Annotated in this window: 16 protein-coding genes; 8 read left to right on the top strand and 8 right to left on the bottom strand. The window is 53.9% G+C overall.

Annotation, left to right across the window (positions count from 1 at the left end; all coding sequences use genetic code 11):
* The first annotated feature begins 32 nt into the window (after window positions 1–32).
* A complete protein-coding gene (locus AC6I8W_RS03085) occupies window positions 33–485 on the top strand; it encodes a YbaK/EbsC family protein (protein WP_497836932.1) in 453 nt (150 codons plus the stop codon).
* On the opposite strand, the gene AC6I8W_RS03080 is transcribed toward AC6I8W_RS03085, so the two are convergent.
* From AC6I8W_RS03080 to AC6I8W_RS03065, 4 genes are all read right to left on the bottom strand, one after another.
* Entirely contained in the window at window positions 482–1,702 is a 1,221-nt protein-coding gene (locus AC6I8W_RS03080; RefSeq protein ID WP_497836931.1) for an MFS transporter, read from the bottom strand. The genes AC6I8W_RS03085 and AC6I8W_RS03080 overlap by 4 nt on opposite strands.
* Window positions 1,703–1,918: 216 nt before the next feature.
* On the bottom strand, window positions 1,919–2,902 hold the full coding sequence (locus AC6I8W_RS03075) for a nucleoside hydrolase (RefSeq protein ID WP_497836930.1): 984 nt from the start codon (window positions 2,900–2,902) through the stop codon (window positions 1,919–1,921).
* A gap of 8 nt (window positions 2,903–2,910) precedes the next feature.
* Window positions 2,911–3,963, bottom strand: a complete 1,053-nt coding sequence (locus AC6I8W_RS03070) for a LacI family DNA-binding transcriptional regulator (RefSeq protein ID WP_497836929.1) — start codon at window positions 3,961–3,963, stop codon at window positions 2,911–2,913.
* Between the two features lie 39 nt (window positions 3,964–4,002).
* Window positions 4,003–5,397, bottom strand: coding sequence for an MFS transporter (locus AC6I8W_RS03065; RefSeq protein ID WP_497836928.1), 1,395 nt, complete (start codon window positions 5,395–5,397; stop codon window positions 4,003–4,005).
* Window positions 5,398–5,969: 572 nt separating this feature from the next.
* Between AC6I8W_RS03065 and AC6I8W_RS03060 the strand changes: the two genes are divergently transcribed.
* Complete coding sequence (locus tag AC6I8W_RS03060; RefSeq protein ID WP_497836927.1) at window positions 5,970–6,524, top strand: histidine phosphatase family protein; 555 nt, start codon at window positions 5,970–5,972, stop codon at window positions 6,522–6,524.
* Here the strand turns inward: AC6I8W_RS03060 and AC6I8W_RS03055 are convergent.
* On the bottom strand, window positions 6,517–7,467 hold the full coding sequence (locus tag AC6I8W_RS03055; protein ID WP_497836926.1) for a YncE family protein: 951 nt from the start codon (window positions 7,465–7,467) through the stop codon (window positions 6,517–6,519). The two genes, AC6I8W_RS03060 and AC6I8W_RS03055, sit on opposite strands and share 8 nt — an antisense overlap.
* Window positions 7,468–7,869: 402 nt before the next feature.
* Between AC6I8W_RS03055 and AC6I8W_RS03050 the strand changes: the two genes are divergently transcribed.
* Window positions 7,870–8,889, top strand: coding sequence for a glycosyltransferase family 32 protein (locus tag AC6I8W_RS03050; RefSeq protein WP_497836925.1), 1,020 nt, complete (start codon window positions 7,870–7,872; stop codon window positions 8,887–8,889).
* Here AC6I8W_RS03050 and AC6I8W_RS03045 read toward each other — a convergent pair.
* Window positions 8,863–9,786, bottom strand: a complete 924-nt coding sequence (locus AC6I8W_RS03045; protein WP_497836924.1) for a LysR family transcriptional regulator — start codon at window positions 9,784–9,786, stop codon at window positions 8,863–8,865. The two genes, AC6I8W_RS03050 and AC6I8W_RS03045, sit on opposite strands and share 27 nt — an antisense overlap.
* A gap of 120 nt (window positions 9,787–9,906) precedes the next feature.
* On the opposite strand from AC6I8W_RS03045, the gene AC6I8W_RS03040 reads away from it, so the two are divergent.
* From AC6I8W_RS03040 to AC6I8W_RS03025, 4 genes are all read left to right on the top strand, one after another.
* Complete coding sequence (locus AC6I8W_RS03040; protein ID WP_497836923.1) at window positions 9,907–10,296, top strand: tautomerase family protein; 390 nt, start codon at window positions 9,907–9,909, stop codon at window positions 10,294–10,296.
* 214 nt (window positions 10,297–10,510) lie between these two features.
* Window positions 10,511–12,808, top strand: coding sequence for a phosphatidylglycerol--membrane-oligosaccharide glycerophosphotransferase (gene opgB / locus AC6I8W_RS03035; protein WP_497836922.1), 2,298 nt, complete (start codon window positions 10,511–10,513; stop codon window positions 12,806–12,808).
* Window positions 12,809–13,101: 293 nt separating this feature from the next.
* Window positions 13,102–14,703 carry an APC family permease gene (locus tag AC6I8W_RS03030; RefSeq protein WP_480368042.1) on the top strand — a complete coding sequence of 534 codons (1,602 nt, stop codon included), beginning with the start codon at window positions 13,102–13,104 and terminating at the stop codon, window positions 14,701–14,703.
* A 172-nt stretch (window positions 14,704–14,875) separates the two neighbouring features.
* Entirely contained in the window at window positions 14,876–15,325 is a 450-nt protein-coding gene (locus AC6I8W_RS03025) for a hypothetical protein (protein ID WP_497836921.1), read from the top strand.
* Here AC6I8W_RS03025 and AC6I8W_RS03020 read toward each other — a convergent pair.
* Complete coding sequence (locus AC6I8W_RS03020; RefSeq protein ID WP_497836920.1) at window positions 15,322–16,032, bottom strand: GNAT family N-acetyltransferase; 711 nt, start codon at window positions 16,030–16,032, stop codon at window positions 15,322–15,324. The two genes, AC6I8W_RS03025 and AC6I8W_RS03020, sit on opposite strands and share 4 nt — an antisense overlap.
* A gap of 107 nt (window positions 16,033–16,139) precedes the next feature.
* Here AC6I8W_RS03020 and pdxR point away from each other — a divergent pair, with 107 nt between their 5' ends.
* Window positions 16,140–17,588 (top strand): MocR-like pyridoxine biosynthesis transcription factor PdxR, encoded by a 1,449-nt coding sequence (gene pdxR, locus AC6I8W_RS03015; protein ID WP_497836919.1) that lies wholly within the window; start codon window positions 16,140–16,142, stop codon window positions 17,586–17,588.
* On the opposite strand, the gene AC6I8W_RS03010 is transcribed toward pdxR, so the two are convergent.
* Window positions 17,585–18,037, bottom strand: a complete 453-nt coding sequence (locus AC6I8W_RS03010; RefSeq protein ID WP_497836918.1) for an RcnB family protein — start codon at window positions 18,035–18,037, stop codon at window positions 17,585–17,587. The genes pdxR and AC6I8W_RS03010 overlap by 4 nt on opposite strands.
* Window positions 18,038–18,146 lie beyond the last annotated feature (109 nt).

Below are 18,146 nucleotides of genomic sequence, written 5' to 3'. Positions count from 1 at the left end.
AGTTTTAGCGCTTGATTTTGCCGGAGAAAAAAATGAGCCTCGAGTCGGTACGGCACTTCCTTGCCGAACATGCACCAGATGTCGACATCATCGAGATGCCGGGCGCTGAACTGGCCGCTCGCATACATGGCGTGGAGCCAGGGCAACTCGCCAAGACCCTGTCTTTTAAAGTAAAAGAGAACGTCGTGCTGATTGTCACACGTGGCGATGTACGCCTTGATAATGACAAATTAAAAGCGGCGCTCGGTGGGAAAGCACGGATGCTGTGCGTCGATGAAGTCGTTAATCTGACGGGGCATCCTGCCCGCGCGGTCAGTCCGTTTGGGCTGGAGAATCCGCTGACCGTCTATTGCGATGTCTCATTACGCAGCTACGATGAGGTGCTACCAGCGGCCGGTTCGATTTACAACGCGGTACGCATTTCGCCGCAGCGCATGGCCGATCTCACTGCGGCAAAATGGATTGACGTCTGCGAGTCGCTTTAATGCGGCTCGCGCGCCACAGCACCGGATATTTCGATGCCACGCGTTTCGCGCCCAAAAGCAACAAACACGCAAATCAGCACCGCCACCGTCCCGGCAACAATCGCCATCCCTAAGCCATAGTTCCCCCCATGCGCTTCTGCAATGCGTGATTGCAGGGTGGCGTTTACCGAGGCTATCAGGTTGCCCAGTTGATACACAAAGCCAGGCAGCACCGCGCGGGCATTGGCGGGCACCAGCTCAGTCAGATAGGTCGGCACTACGCCCCACGCGCCCTGCACCATAAACTGCATCAGAAACGCGCCGATACCAATCATCCATGAACCGCTGGAAAATGCCCACAACGGCAGCACTGGCAGCGCCAGAAACGACGCCAGCATAATGGCTTTTTTGCGCCCGATACGTTCCGACAGCGAACCGAAGAAAATACCGCCTAGCATCGCCGCGATGTTGTAGCCAATCGCAATGATACTTACGGTGTGTGGATCAAACTGATGCTGCACCTTCAGGAAGGTGGGATAGAGGTCCTGGGTGCCGTGACTGAAGAAATTGAAGCACGCCATCAGCAGTACCATGTAGATACAGATTTTCCAGTGTTGACGGATAATCGGCAGCAAGGCGGTACTCTCTTTACGTTCGCGCGCCGCCAGCCACACCGGCGATTCCGGCACCTTGAAATAGATAAATGGCAGCAACAGAATCGGCAACGCACCAATCATAAACATCCCACGCCAGCCCACACTTGCGAAGAACAAGCCAAAGATGATCGATGCCAGCAGGTAGCCGCAGGGGTAACCGGCCTGAAAAATACCGGACATCAAACCACGCGAACGATCCGGGATGGTTTCCATCGCCAGCGACGAGGCCACGCCCCAGATCCCCCCCATCGCCACGCCGTAAATCACGCGGAACGTCAGGAAAGCCGCAAAGTTGGGTGACCAGGCCGACAGCAGCTCAAACAGCGAAAACAACACAATATTGAGCATCAGAATTGGCCGACGGCCATATTTTTCCGCGAGACGACCAAACAGCAGCGCACCAATTGGCCGCACCGCCAGCGTGAGCATAATCGCGATAGAAACATCAGAAACACTGGTGTGGAAATACTGGGCAAGATCGCTGAGTACAAACACCAGAACAAAGAAGTCGAACGCATCCAGCGTCCAGCTGGCGAAACTGGCAAAAGCCACATTTCGTTGCGTCGCAGTCCAGTTAAACATAGGGGTATCCTGTCTGACAGCGCCCGGATCGTTGGCCGGACATTCTTGTGAACGTTACCGTGCGAATGATTGCATCGGTTACTATTTTGTTAACTATTTGTATATAGCATGTCAGAAAGGCGGAATGTGGCGTGGAATTGTCAGCGAGTGCGTCCCGGTGTAAGGAAGCATGTCAGATGATATACGGTCATCGCCAGCGCGATGACCGGGCTTTTTTTAACTGCTCAGGCCGTTAAATGCCTGCTCGATGATGTCCAGCAGCAGCGGGTTATCGACACTGTGCAAGACATGCACCAGCGCCCCGGCATCAGAGGGGATTCCTACATCGAGGCGCAGTGGCGTGCGATAGCGCCAGCTTTTACCGCGCGTGGCACCGGGCCGTAATTCCACATCAACATGATAATCCATACCGTCGGCAACGCGCTGGTTCAGCAACCAGGCGACCACCAAAGCATCATGGATCCAGCAGCCGGGTAAATGGCGGGTACGAATGGAGTAGTCAATCCACGGTCGCAGGGTTTCACGGACAAACTGGGTCAGCGGATGTTCATTGCGGGTGAGACGGCTGAGATCCTGATGCGTCAACAAGGTTTGGGTGGTGACGTCCATCGGCACCAGCGTCACCGTCGCACCGCTGTGCAACACCTGATGTGCCGCTTCCGGGTCGAGGCCAAAATTGGTGTCTTTGACATAATCGTCAAGCGCAAACACGCCCCCCATGATGACAATCTCTGCCACCGCTTCCGCCATCTGCGGATAACGTTGCAGCGCCTGTGCCACATTGGTGAGTGGACCAATTGCTACCAGCGTGAATTCACCGGGATTGTCACAAATCAGCTGGCCCATCACGCCCGCAGCGTCATTGCCGTCAGCCGGTAGCAGCTGTGGCTGACGTACTCCGCGCCACAGTTCAGCCAATTTTTTATCCTCCACACCGTCAAGGCGGGCGCGCCACGGGGCAGGATCTTCACGCAATGCCTGCAAAGCGCCCTGCACCACCGGAATATTCAGCCCCAGGCGTTGCAACAGATCCTTTGCCACCTGCGCTCCCACCGCACAGGGCGTATTGCCGGTGACGGTGGTGATCAACTCCACTGATAAAGCCGGTGACGCCAGCGCTAAGGCCAGAGCCAACCCATCGTCGGTGTTGGCACCGGCAATACCATTCCCCGGATCACAATCAATAATCAATCTTTTCATAATGTTATTTATTTTCGGCTGGTTAGTTGGCAACCACAGGACTCACCGATCTCAAGATGGTGAGGAAATTCCGCCAGCTCCGCCTCGCCATCCCAGTTCTTCAGCATGGCAATCGCGCGCTGCGCCATTTCACGCAGCGGCTGGCGTACTGTTGTCAGCGTCGGCACATGAAATGCCGACTGCTCAGTACCATTAAAACAGACCAACGCAACATCGTGCGGGACGCGTAAGCCATATTCAGCAAAGGCACGGATGCAGCCAATCGCTTGCCCCTCATTGCTGGCAAAAAGGGCGCGTGGCACCCGATGGCTATTGATCATCCGCCACGCCGCATCGTAACCACCCTGTCGCGTATAGCTGGCGGGGAAGATCAGCGCATCATCAGCCCGCAGCCCATACTCAGCCTGCGCATCACGCCAGCCCTGAATACGATCCTGCGCATTCAGCATCTCCAGTGGGCCACTGATCATCCCAACCTGCTGATAACCGTGGCTGAGCAGATGCGCCGTTACCTGACGCGCCGCTTCGCGCTCATTTACCCGCAGCATGCTGACACCGGGCTGGGGGTCAACGCGATCGAGCATGACGAACGGCGTACCGCTGGCTTTGATAAGATCGATGTAAGGATGGCGATCGACGCTGTTGTAAAACAAGCCATCGACCTGACGGTTTAACAGGCCCTGAATCAGCTCCAGTTCGCGCTGACGGTCATCACCGGCATCGCCCAGCAACATGACGTGACCGTGAGTCAGCGACTCCTGCAACAACAGATGCGCCATGGACGCGACAAACGGGTTGGCAATATTGGGCACGATTAAGCCAAAGGTTTTGGTGCTGCCGGATGCCAGCGCTCGTGCCACAGCATTTGGCCGGTAGCCAGTTTGCTTGATCGCCTCCAGCACCCGCTGCCGCGTGGCTTCCGCCACCGGACGCGGTCCGTTGTTGATGACGTAACTCACCACCGCCACGGAGGTTCCTGCAGCTTTGGCGACATCACTACGTGTAACATTTCCGGACGGCGATTTAGCCACTACTTTTACCTCGAATTCTGTTTCTGGCATCCAATCGCGCCGCTACAGCATATGCGGTTTAACGTGCCATCAGATCGCATCATCCGGCAGATTGAGGTCGCGCCCACGCGTCTCCGGTGCCACAAATGTGGTCAGAAAGCCGATGGTTGCCATTGCGCTGAAGTAGACCGCGATGGCCCACCAGTGGCCGGTAAACGACAGCAGCGCCGCCGCCACTAAGGGCGCGGTGCCTCCTGAAAGGATAGACCCCAGCTCTTTTGCCACCGCCATTTTGGTGTAACGATGTTTCACACCAAACAACTCAACCCCCCACGCTGCCTGCACGCCAAAGATACCGAGCGACGCCAGCGCCATCCCCACCACCATCACCGGAATGACAATCGCCGGGTCACGGCTGTCGAGCAGATGGAAAGCTGGCCAGGCGTAAAACATCAGCAGCAGGCAGAAACAACGATAGGTGATGCGGCGGCCAAAACGGTCAGAGAGCCAGCCCGCCAAAGGAATGATCAGGAAACCCAAAATCGAGGCAATAAACACCGCAGTCGTCGGCACCGATTTGTCCACCATCAGCACTTTCGCGACATAGCCAACGATAAAACCTTGCGCCAGGTACGACGGTCCATTCTCGCCGATACGTAAGCCCACCATGGTCCAGAAAGCACGGCTACGCTGCCAAAAGCTACGGGTATCGATCGGTGCAGAATGGGTTGTCAGGGTAGCCTGACGTTCCGCCTTGAGTTCCGCCTGCTGCCGCTCAAATACCGGGGTTTCACGCAGATGACGACGGATCCACAGTGCCACCAGGGCAATCAGTACGCTGCTGAGGAACGGAATACGCCAGCCCCAGGCGAGCAGACTTTGCTGATCCATCTGCACCACCGCCAGCCAGACCAGTGAAGCGATCAACGTGCCGCTGTTGGAACCGAGCGCAATCACCGAAGAAACCAGCCCACGACGCTGAACAGGCGCATACTCGCCCAGCATCACCGTACCACCGGACAGCTCGGCACCCGCACCCAGCCCTTGGGTAAAGCGCAGCACCACCAGGCAGGCAGGCGCCCACAAGCCAATGCTGGCGTAAGAAGGAATGAAGCCAATCAGCGTGGTGGAGGCCCCCATCAGAATGATGGTGGTGATCATCACCACTTTGCGTCCTTTGCGATCGCCAATCCAGCCGAATAACAGCGCGCCAATGGGACGGGCAATAAACCCAACCGACCAGGTGGCAAAACTGGAGAGCAACGCCATAGCCGGGCTGGCTTCGGGGAAGAACACATCGCCAAAAATGATACCGGCAGCAAGGCCATAGAGCGCGAAATCCGCATACTCCATCGCCGTGCCCAGCCAACAGGATAATGTGGCACGCCAGAAATCTTTGCGGCCGGAGGAGGTTTCAAGCCGCGCATCGGCAGCCGAAGAAGAAGACAGTGCGCTTTGTTGCGAAACGGAGTGATGTACCGTCATAACCATTTCCCTGATAGATGAGGATCGATCAAACGCCCTTCCGTGGTCTGGTTCCCTTGCAACAAGCGGAACGCCCCGGTGGAGACGTTTAGTAGGCAAACCTGGATGCAAGGTCAGTCAAGGATTCCCTGGTGTTGGAATTCTCTGATTTGCCAGACTTCGCCGATGTTTTTTTCACCGGTCGCATTAAAAAGGCAAATGTAACTTCGTCATCTCAAGGCCAACTTCATCTTTGGCACCGTGAGCTATCACTGTGCAATCAGTCTATCTACGCGCGTAGATAAATCAAGTGAATTTAGTAAAAACAATTAATTTATCTTTACTATCTCTCAGGGATTATTGATAAAAATGGCGTCAATTCATGACATTACATTCAATGCGAGCGAGCAAAAAAACGTCAAAACTGCACGCGATTAACGATTTCTGCTTATCATTAGCAAAGTGGCGATTGAACCTGCATCGCGCCACTTGTCGCATAATTCGGTTAAGCTTTGATGACAAATGAGAATTTGTCTTAAATCCTGCCACTTGTGCAGGTTGCATTACACTGGAGAGAATCATTCAGAGGCGCTATGACCATCATCCTTATGCGACATGGCAAACCCGACCATCCGGTAAGCGGGCGCTTTACGGCGCGAGCGCTGGCCGACTGGTGTGAAGGTTATGACCAGGCTGATATCTGCGATTCGCCGCCACCGCGCAGCATGGCTATTGCCAGCCTGGCAAACGTGATCGCCTCCAGCCCGCTGCCGCGTGCACGCTCCTCATTGACACGCCTGGGGCTACAGCCACATACCGTGGATGCGGTGTTCAGCGAGGTCGCAATGCCGCTGCTGCCCTTCGAAAGGCTGCATTTGCCGCTCAACGTCTGGCTGGCATTGCTACGCATGCTGTGGCTATGTGGCTACTCCGGGCATGTGGAATCGATGCAGCATGCGCGCCAACGCGCCTGCCAGGCTGCCGACAAACTGATTGTGCTATCGAACCGTGGCACGGTGCTGCTGGTCGGTCATGGCATAATGAACAAACTGATTGCACGTGAACTGCGCAAACGCGGTTGGCAGGCGGAGAAACACGCCAGTAGCCGCCACTGGAGCAGCGCCATTTATCATCGACCCTTCATTTGAGGGTAAAATAACTGAGCACCTCACAACCCGTTCCGGCCTGCGGCGTCGCAATCACCGTCAATTGCACCAAGTCGATCACACTTAACGAGCCTTCCCCTTCATTGGCAATCAGCAGCGTGCGTTTGTCATCGCTGAAACAGCCGTCCATCGGTTTATCACCCACCACGATATCGCCCAGCGGATTAAGCAGATCGTCAAACAGGGTGATCACCGCCTCGTGATCGCCAATCGCCACCAGCCGCTCACCGTCGGCACTGAAACGCACCACCTGACAAGGCTGTTGATGACCCGGTAAACGCAACCGCTGGCGAATACGATGGCTCTGACGATCAACAACATAAAGCAATGGCGCATCTGCCGCACTGGCGACCAGATAAGGATGTTTTGGTGACGCAGCAATACCCGCAATCGGCCCTGGCATCAGAATGGTATCGATAACCCGCCCTTCAGCCTCACACAGATCCACCACCGTAATGCTGGCATCCTCTTCATTGTCGGTGAACAGCTTGCGCCCACTGGGCGACAGCGCCAGGCGGTGCGCGTTATGTGACGGCAAGGGAATGGTTTTCTCCAACTGGTCCGTGACGGGATCGATCACAGCCACCGAAGCGCTGTTTTCACAGCAGAGATACACTTTGCCATCGCGCCCCAGCTGACCGCTGTGTGGAGCCTGCAATGGCGTGAGATCGATAAAACCGCTAATCACCCGCTGTCGCAAATTAATCACCGCGATTTTGTGGCCCGGATGGGGATTATTGCCGTGGATCCCATCACCATAAATCGGCACATAGGCTTTCTCCCACTGCGGCAGCATTAACAACTCATGTGGCCGGGGTGGAAAGGCATTCAATTCCTGTTGCACAGCAAAGGTGTCCGGGTTGAGAAACAGCACGCGATTGCCCTGCTTATCGACTGCCAGTAATCCGCGCTTGTCTGGCTGCATAATGCCTCCTTTTTGTTAACAACTGCCTTTAAGCGTAGCCAACTCGGATCTGCATTGGCCAGGCCAGCGATAAATCCAGCACGGTTAACCCATTGCATAGCTCTCATTTTTAATATTTTCCGCAGCAAACCACAGTGACAATCTATTTTATTAGGAATAGTCTTAGTCGCTTTTAATTAAACCCTCACCCATTAATAAACTTATTTCATGATAATTTTAACCTGAGTGGTTCATTCATTTTCCGGTTTATCTGAAAGATAAAGAAAGTGGTAGCCTCGCGTGCAGGAATGCTTTATTAAGCAAGGGTAGTCTTTTACACACAGCCGTGAGGAAACAAGAGCGCGCCCACGCGCCAGCATCAGGGAATTCCCAACCGCCATAATCACAATAATCAGGTGCACCATGACAAAAAAACGCCTCCAAACTGCCCGTATGCTGTGGCACAACTGGCAGAAAATTGCTTTTACCAGCCAGATGTTACTGCAAAAAAAGCAGCAAAATAATCTTAGCGCCCCGGAATATGATCCGAGCGAAGAGGATAATGTGGTGTTAATTTCTGCCGAAAAAGATCGGGTGGAGATACCTAAAATAGTCTGGATGTACTGGGACGATGAATATTTACCAAAATCAATGACGTTAAATATTCAAAAAATCCGCCAGGATAATCCCGATCATCAGGTGCATCTGTTAAATCGTGTAACGGTAAAAGAAGTCCTGCCCGATTTTATCTTCACTTCCCCTGAATTAACGTTGACGCAAAAAAGTGACGCTATCAGGCTGGAATTATTACTTCGTTACGGCGGCATCGCCATTGATTGCAGCACCCTGTTGTTTGAAGATCTCGCATGGGTGCACCGGGTGCATCAGGAAAGGCCCATGGATGTGATTGGTTTCTATTGTGAAGTATCAACGATGAATTACCTGTCGCCGGTGATGGAAAACTGGTTCCTCGCTGCCAGCCCCAATAATCCCTTTATTCGCGAATGGCAAAAACAGTATACGCCGATAAAACATCTCGGTGCGCAACGTTTTTTCTGTGAATTGACTAAGCGTGATGATTATACTCTGCTGGCGCAAAAAATGGCCGAGCCGGAGCAGCAGCTCTGCTCGCTGGCGCAGCAGGCTGCGATGCGTGAATATCGCCGGGCAAATATTTATCTGCGTAAAGGCGAAGCCAACGCCTATTTTTATCAACGCCTGAGCGGTTGGGATAGCGCAGCTTTTGCCAAATCGGTGTTATTTCATCAGCGTCCGCACAACCCGCCACCGGTGATTAAATTGAGCGGCAATGAACGTCTGCATCTCGACTTCAACCTGCGTCTCGGCAACTACAACCGCACCAGTTTGCTGGGACAAATGATGCAACCACACGCACCGGTTGCGCTGGTCTCGCCCTCAACCATCAACAAAGCGCGCGCGTAGCCAGTGAATAAAGGTGGTGACCGCCCGAGGCACCTGGGCTGCATAAGGGCGCACCACCCATAAACGATCGGCGAAGGCGTCCACTGACTGCCACTGTGGCAGCACCTGTTGCAAGGTACCCGCCGCCAGCGCTGCACTGGCACTGAAATCTGGCAGCATAGCAATACCGATCCCCTGTAACGCAGCATCGCGAATCGATTCACTATTGTTGGTGGCAAAGTTCCCCTGGATCCTGACCTGCACCGTTTCGCCACCGCTACTCTGTTGACGAAAGCGCCACTGCGGTGACTCGATCCCACGTGGATAATACAGGCAATTGTGCTGCTGCAACGCCTGTGGCGTTTGTGGCGTACCGCACGCCTGTAGATAAGCGGGGGATGCCACCAATAACGTCTGGGTTTCACATAGCGGTAATGCGACATGCGTTTCTGGCAGTTGCTGACTATGCCGTATCGCCAGGTCGAAACCTTCGCTGCCCAGTGACACCAATCTGTCCGTTACATCCAGTTGGATGCGCACCTGCGGATATTCACGCAAAAAATCGCCGAGGATGGGCACCAGCTGTTGCCGGGCAAACGCCACAGGGGCGCTGACACGTACCATGCCGCGCACTGGTCCCGCTTCATCACGCACACTGAAAAAGCTTTGTTCGATGCGCGCAAAAGGATCACGCAACTCATCCACCAGCTTTTCCCCGGCAGAAGTCAGGCGCACGCTGCGGGTGGTACGTTGCACCAGCGCCACGCCCGCCATCTCTTCCAGTTCTTTAATCTTTTGACTCATCGCCGCCTTGCTGACGTCCAGACGCTCAGCTGCTCGGGTAAAGCTGCCCAGTTCGGCCAACACCGTAAGCCAGTGCAGGTGCACCCAGAGGGCATCGGTTTTAATCTCTTTCATGATGATTGTTCAAAATAATAAATAATCATTTCAGGCAGCGCGCTTTTTCTTTGCAGCGGCACGCGGCAGCATAGAGCCACATCCTACTCTTTCCATGTGAGCAAAAACGAGGGTTTATTTATGCCGTTACTGCAATTTGACGTGATTCAGGGCCGTTCTGAATCAGAATTACGTACGCTGCTGGATGCGGCTCATCGCGCCGTTCTGACCGCCTTTAACGTTCCACCACGCGATCGCTATCAGATTGTTCACGAGAACAAAAGATACCAGATGGTTTTTCAGGACACCGGCCTGGGTTTTGAACGCAGTGACAATCTGGTGATGGTCCGCGTCTACACCAGCCCGAGAAGTGAAGAACAGAAAACGCGCTTCATGGCAGAGTTAGCGCGCGAGTTACAGGAAAGCAGTGGCGTGCAAGGGAACGATCTGATGATCAGTTTTATTACCAACAGTAAAGGTGACTGGAGCTTTGCCGATGGCGAAGCGCAGTATCTGACCGGCAAACTCTGATCCTCTTCTTTCCCCCTTTTCTGGCAGCAATATTTCATTGCTGCCAGTGCAAACCATAGCCCACCTAAACACGCATTAAACAAAGTCAAATCAGCCGCACAAATCTGAATGGTCGTGTTGCAGACATGTGACAGCCAATATAGATTGACGCAAAAACCCCCAAAGAGGGTGGTTACGCACGGATTGCGTATTTAATCAGCCTGAGGATCCGACCTTGTCCGAGTTATTATCGGTTGTACTCTTTTTAGCTGCGATTGCAGTCTATTCCCACAAAGCCGGGCGCAATAAGTTCTGGTTTGGTGTGATTTTGCTTCTTCTTACCCTGTTCATCGTGCTTAACATCACGCTGTATGCCAGCAACTATTTTACCGGCGACGGCATTAATGACGCGGTACTCTATACCCTGACGAATAGCCTGACCGGTGCGGGTATCAGCAAATACGTGGTGCCGGCAATCGGTATCATCATTGCCTTATTTCTTCTGTTCTGCCTGCTCACATGGGTGCTGCGTCGTCGCAAACAGAAACATCATCTCGGCTGGAGCCTGCTGGCGATTGCCTGTGCCGCGGGTTCAGTGCAAACCACCCCGGCATTTCGTCAGGTAAAGGATTTGATTGCCTCTCACAATCGACTGGCAGATTCCGATTTCGAGACTTACTTCAAAACGCCAAAATCGGCGATTGCCGAGCCAAAACTCAATCTGGTCTATATCTATGGCGAAAGTCTGGAACGTACCTACTTTAACGAAAAAACGTTTCCCGGTCTGGCACCCGAGCTAAGCCGTGAAAAAGATCAAAGCCTGGATTTCAGCAACACGGAACAATTACCCGGTACGGATTACACCATCGCTGGGATGGTTGGCTCGCAATGTGGTATTCCGCTGTTTGCCCCCTTCCAGGACAATGCTTCGGCCGCACTTTCCAGCTTCTTCCCACAAAATATCTGTCTCGGTGATATCCTCAAAAATTCCGGGTACGAGAACTGGTTTATTCAGGGTGCTGACTTGCGCTTTGCCGGTAAAGATACCTTCCTGAAATCGCATGGTTTTGACCCGGCACATATGTACGGTGCACAGGAGCTGAAAGATCGCGTAGCGGACCCCGACTATCGCAACAACTGGGGTTACTACGATGATACCGTGATGGATGAAGTGTTTAAGAAGTATGAGGAGTTGTCGCGCCAGCAGAAACGCTTTGCGCTCTTTACCCTCACCGTCGATACCCACCACCCGGACGGTTTTATTTCCCGCACCTGCGAGCACAAAAGTTATAGCTATGATGGTAAGCCAAACCAATCATTCAGCGCGGTCGCCTGTTCTCAGGAACATGTGGCACGGCTGATTGCACGTATCAAAGCCTCACCCTGGTTTAAAAACACCATCATTGTGGTGACGTCCGATCACCTGGCAATGAACAATACTGCGCATCAATATCTGGTCCAGCAACCACGCCATGACCTGTTTATGGTTATTCGTGGCGATCAACCGGAGGCGAAAGTCCTCGACGGCAAGCGCAGCACCCTGGATAACGGCGCGACCGTGCTGGATATTCTCGGTGGCGACAAAGCCATTGGCCTTGGCCGCAGCGGCCTGAGTTCACCTTCACTTTCCGCCCAGTTTGATAACATGACGCAGAAGGTGCTGACGTGGAAACCGGATATCATTCAACTGTGGAATTTCCCCAGCAAGCTCGATGCCTTCACCATCGATCAGCAGAAGAATACCTTTAGCTTCTCAGGCACCACCTTTAAGCTGCCAATTCTGTTCCGCGTGGGTGATAAACGTGTAGAGCCGCTACCAGAAGGTGAGTACTCGGCACCGCTGCGTTATCAGTTGGCAGACTTCACTGCGGCGGAGAAGTTCGTCTGGGTTGATCGTTGCTTTAAGATGGCACGTCTGTGGCAGCCTGAACTGGCGCTTTCCGGTGACCTCTGTCTCGCGATGGGACAGATGGGTGGCCAGCCGACGGTAACGCGTATCGATAAACCGATATGGAAGGGGAAAGCGACTTTCCCGCAAACCGCACTCAGCGATGCCCAATATCAGCGCAATGAGCAGCAGATCCGTATTGAAGACAACGCCATACGCTACAGCGCAGACAGCTTTATGCTTAACGTACCAGGCGCACCGCAGAATGTGAAAAGTTTCACCGGTATTTCGCGCCCGGAGCTGTGGGGACGTTGGTCTAACGCCAATCTGGCACCGGAAGTGAACATCGAATATGTCGACCCGCTGCCGGGAAGTTTTGATGTGGTGATCACCGCCCGCGCATTTGGTCCGAATGCACATCGACCGATTCCGGTCCGCGTTGGCGATCAGCAACAGGAATTAACGCTGGGTGACGATGTTTCGACCACCACGCTGCACTTCACCAATCCGGGCGGTAGCCATAATTTAATTATTACCCCGCCGGAGCCACAACCTTCGAATGTGGGAAATATCATCGGCCAGGACCCACGTAAATTAGGCATTGGCATGGTGGATATTAAAATTATTCCACAACCACAGGGTTAAGGTGAATTATTTCATGATTGTTGCAGGAGTGACATAATGTTTCAACTACATGCATAATGTTTATTTTGGATCATCGCGGTGCGCCCTGCACCGCGAATCTATAGGTTCAGGTAGCTCCGAAATATATTGATTCACCTATTTTCCATGTCAGGCATTTACTTAAACCAGACATTCTCCAATTGATGCCAGAATATTTATTTCACCGCTAAACCTTCACATCAGTAAAATATTACTGGCACGCAATATGCTTTATTCCCCTCTCACAACATCTAATAATCAGACAGGGGCATATTATGGCGTCAAGTGGGCTAAAACAGAAATTGGGGTTGGTCGATCTGTCGTTACTTGGCATTGGATCGATGATCGGGTCGGGCTGGTTATATGCCGCACTCAATAGCTCCGGCTATGCCGGTAGTCATACCGGCTGGGCATGGGTATTAGGGGCGGTAATCGTACTGCTGATTGGCCTGGTGTACGCTGAACTTTCATCAGCACTCCCGCGTGCAGGCGGCTTTGTTCGCTATCCCAACTATTCACACGGCAATATCGTCGGCTTTGTGATTGGCGTAAGTTCCCTACTGGCCTACACCAGTACCGCCGGGGTAGAAGTTGAGGCGGTGCGTCAGTACGCTATTTATTGGTGGCCGGCCCTGGGCCACGCGGATGGCAGCCCAACCGGGTTGGGATTTGCCGTGCAGATTGGGTTGCTGGTGGTGTTTTTTCTGCTCAACTACTGGAGCGTCAGCTTCTTTGGGCGCGTTAACACCATCGTCACCACCTTTAAATTCATCGTACCGTTGCTCACCATCGTTACACTGCTGCTGTACTTCCATGCGCCAAATCTTGATGTACCACCGGCACCACCGGGCGGCGCACATGGCGTTTTCAGCTCACTGACTGGCGCAGGGATTGTGTTTGCCTACCTCGGTTTTCGCCAGGCAGTGGATTTTGCCAGCGAAGCCAAAAACCCACAGCGTAACGTGCCGCTGGCGATTGGTATTGCCATTGCCGTCAGCTTCGTCATTTATCTGGCACTGCAATATGCCTTTATGGGTGCGGTGCCGACAGATTTGCTGTCACAGCACGGCTGGGCCGGTCTGAAGCAGGTGTTCCAGTCACCCTATGCAGATCTGGCGCGTAGCCTTGGCCTCACCTGGCTGATTAACCTGATTTTAATCGATGCCGTCATTTCCCCCGCCGGGACCGGTAACATCTATCTGGCAGGTGCCGCACGCGTGTTGTTCGCCTGGGCGCGTAACGGCCATCTGTTTAAAGTGTTTGGCGAAGTGGATGCGAAATCCGGCGTACCGCGCGGCGCGCTGTGGCTGTCGTTGCTGCTGGCGATTGTCTGGACGCTGCCATCAGAGTTTCAGGTATGGGGTGGTCTGATCGGTGCAGTGACCTCCGCAACCGTCTTCACCTACATGCCCGGCCCGATAACCCTGGGCGCGTTCCGTAACCACCTACCAGATATGCAGCGCCCGTTCCGTCTGCCGATCGCTGCGATTCTCAGCCCACTGGCTTTTGTTGCCAGTACCCTGCTGATTTACTGGAGCGGTTGGTCCGTGAATGAAATCCTCATCCCGATCCTGATTATTGCCTGGGTTGGTTATGCCATTTTTGGTAAGAAAAATAGCCAGTTCAGTCAGGATTTGCGCTGCGCCTGGTGGCTGCTGGCTTACTACATTGCCGTGCTGGTGATTTCCATGCTGGGCACCTACGGCGGCAGCGGTGTGATTGGAGCACCGTTGGATATGATCCTCGCCATCGTTGCTTCGCTGGTCTGCTATTTCTGGGGAGTCAAAGCCAGCTTGTCCGTACCCGCCATTACCGATGAAGAGGATGAAACCCCATCCTCCGGCAACAAAATTAGCGGCAAATACGCTCATAATTAATCCCCCACCCGCCTGTGCCCCGGTACAGGCGGCCTCCCATGAAAACCCCGTTACTCTTTGTACTAATTGATTTTTTTCGAGATAGCGCGCAAAATAAACACAATTACATGGCGCAACTATCACATCCTGGATAGTTTTCTCGGCAAGAGAACACCATTCAGGGAGAACAGGGATGATACTGACGATGATGAACACCCATAAAGCTTACAAATCGTTGCAGCAAGCCGGCGTGGATGAACGCCAGGCTGAGGTGCTGGTCGAGATCTTCGCCGAAATGCAGCAGGAACATTCCCTAACCAAAACCGATCTATCCCAGGCGATGGAGGGTGTGGTAAAGGGGCAGCAAGCCCTCAACACACGCGTTGATCGCCTGGAAGATCGGGTTGATCAGTTTAAGAAAAACGTGAATGAGCGCTTTGACCAGGTTGATAAACGTTTTGAACAGGTTGATAAACGCTTCGAGAAACTTGAAGCGCGTTTTGATAACACCGATTCCCGTATCAATGGCATGCATCTCGAGATTGTCGGGATGAAGAAAGAGCTGCAATGGCTGAAGCGGGTCATGATGGCGGCCACCTGCGCTATCGTGCTGGCGGCCAGCAAATATATCTTTCTGACTTAACCCTGACGCAGCGCTTCCAGCCGGTTGCGCTGCCTTCCCTCAGTGTCGAAGTTGTCCGCTGCCAGCCAGCGTTCAAAGCCCTGCTTCACCTGTGGCCATTCGCTGTCAATAATCGAAAACCAGCAGGTATCACGGCTGCGGCCTTTATAGACAATGGCCTGACGGAAAATCCCTTCAAACTGGAACCCCAGCCGTAGTGCCGCATTACGTGATGGCTGATTACAGCTGTCGCATTTCCACTCGTAGCGGCGATAGCCGAGTTGCTCGAACGCATAGCGCATCAGGAGATAATGGGCCTCCGTCGCCATCCGTGTTTGCTTCAAAAGCGGAGAAAATGCCACATGTCCGATCTCGATCACGCCATGATTCGGCTCGATGCGCATCAACGCCAGCGTCCCTACAGCACGGCCGCTTGCTTTGTCGATCACCGCAAAATGCATGGGGTCGCGACCATTCTCAATCTGGCGTGCATAAGCCATATAAGCCGCTTCATCAGCAAAGGGGTCTGCGAACATATAGGTCCAGTCCCGTCCATCCCCCGCTAACGCAAACGCGGCAGCGAGTTCGCACCCATGGCGTTCGCTACTGAGCGGTTCGAGCTGACAATAGTCACCGGTAAAGGTGATAAATTCCGGCCACGGGCGCGGTTGCCAGTCTGGCAATGCAAACCCTACAGGTTGTCCGTACGCATTGGTGTTCTGAGACATCGTATTTTCTCTGTCGTTGGATAAGGTATAGACCGTAAGTTGCCACTTTGCTGGTCCATTAAAAAGCGCCACAATCATGCTTATTGTTAGATCCACGCGAGCACAGCATGAACGACTGCAACCTCAGCACCCTGCTATTGGCACCACTGACAAACGATCATCCTTTGACCTTGCAACAACAGCTGTTCCAGCGTATCCGGCAGGCGATTCTGACCGGTAAACTTCCCGCGGGCACCCGGTTGCCCGCCACGCGCCAACTGGCGCTTGAGCTTCAGGTTTCGCGTAACACGGTAATCGCCGTCTGGAACCAGCTACAGGCAGAAGGATTTCTGGTTAGCGATCGTCAGGGCAGCCGCATTACTCCGGTCGCGCAGTTGCCGGAATACTCCAGCACAGCAGAAAATGACAGCGAACTAAAGCTGGCATCACGTGTGGCGCAGCTGCGTTCATCCCACCGTTCGTTCAGCCAGGAGATGGCGCTGAGGCCGGGTGTGCCAGCGCTGTCGCACTTTCCACTTGGTCAATGGCGACGCGCTCTTAATCGCGTGATGCAACATCAGCCCCAACAGTTACTGGGCTATGGCGATCCGCTCGGCGAGCGGACGCTACGCGAAGCATTGGCCCAGCATCTTGCTCTGGCACGTGGCGTACGCTGTACCCCTGAGCAAATTGTCATTACCGAAGGTGCGCAGCAGGCGTTGTCGTTATGTGTTTTGTTGCTGAGCAATCCGGGTGACACCGGTTGGGTGGAAGAACCGGGCTATCGCGGTGCAAAAGCCGCGATGCGTGCCGGGGATATGCACATCAAGCCAATAGCGGTGGATGCGCAAGGGCTGGCTCCACAGCCGCAAGACTGGCAGCAACACCCGCCACGGCTTATCTACACCACACCGACACATCAATACCCCACCGGCGTAGTGATGAGTGCACCACGCCGCCTGGCGTTACTGGCGGCCGCGCGTGAGCATCAGGCGTGGATCATCGAGGATGATTACGACAGCGATTTCCGTTACAGCGGCGAACCTATCACGGCGATGCAGGGAATGGCCCAGCAAGCGCCGGTGATTTACGTGAGTTCATTTAGCAAAACCCTGTTTCCGGCGTTACGCCTCGGTTTTATGGTGCTGCCACCGCAACTGCTGCCGCGCCTACGTCCGGCGCTACATGAATTGCTGCGCGGCGGTAATCGCCCCGAGCAGCAGGCACTGGCGCATTTTCTCCGTAATGGCGATTTCAGCCGTCATCTGAGCAAAATGCGGCGTCTGTACCGACAACGCCAGGCCACCCTGCGCAGCGCATTACTTCAGCAATTGGGCGAGCAGGTGTCGTTACTGGGGGGGGAATGTGGCATGCATTTGGTGTTACAGCTCCCGCCTTCCGTGCAGGATATCGCGTTGGCAGACCAACTGATTCAGGCCGGTTACGCGCCCGGTGCGTTGTCAGGGTTTTATCTGGGCGAGAAAAAACAGCAAGGACTGGTGCTGGGGTACGGTAATACCAGCACCAGTCAAATCGGCAATGCGGTGACGCAGTTAGCGCGTCTGATTAATCGCTAGCCTTTGAAGAAGATGTCACCGGATTTCGCCATCACGATTTTGCCGGTGTCGTTGGTGATCAGGATGTAATTCGCGTTGATATACGCCCAGTGGGTGTTGTCCTGCGGTGCCGGCAGATGGCGCGGTTGCCATTCAGCAATGATGTAGGATTTACCACGATATTCATCCGGCACCACATCACCGACTTTGTATTCTTTGTAGTCGATAACGATAGTAGTGAGGTCGTAATTGTTCGGTGCGGCAGGCTGTGCGGCGTTATCCTGCGGTTGTGCGGGGGTTACGTCTACCGGAGCCGGAGCCTGGGCCTGCGCGTCCGGGGCGGTTTGCTCAACCTGCGGCGGCGGCGGCACGTTATCTGTTTGCTCGCCTTCGGCCAGCGCGGCGGGCGTCAGGGTTAACGAGCCCAGAAAAAGTCCTGCAGAAAGAAATACGGCGTGAGTCCTGCGCATGGTGATGTCCACTCTGGTTAATTATTCAATGTTCAGTTTACTGACAATTGCGACACGCGGAAGGTTCCCCGGTACGCTGTGCACCGCAACCTGCGCGTCAAATTTCGCC

This window comes from Pantoea sp. X-Soil-TKNS-1211 (assembly GCF_059730495.1).
This window is presented reverse-complemented; position numbering and strand designations above follow the sequence as displayed.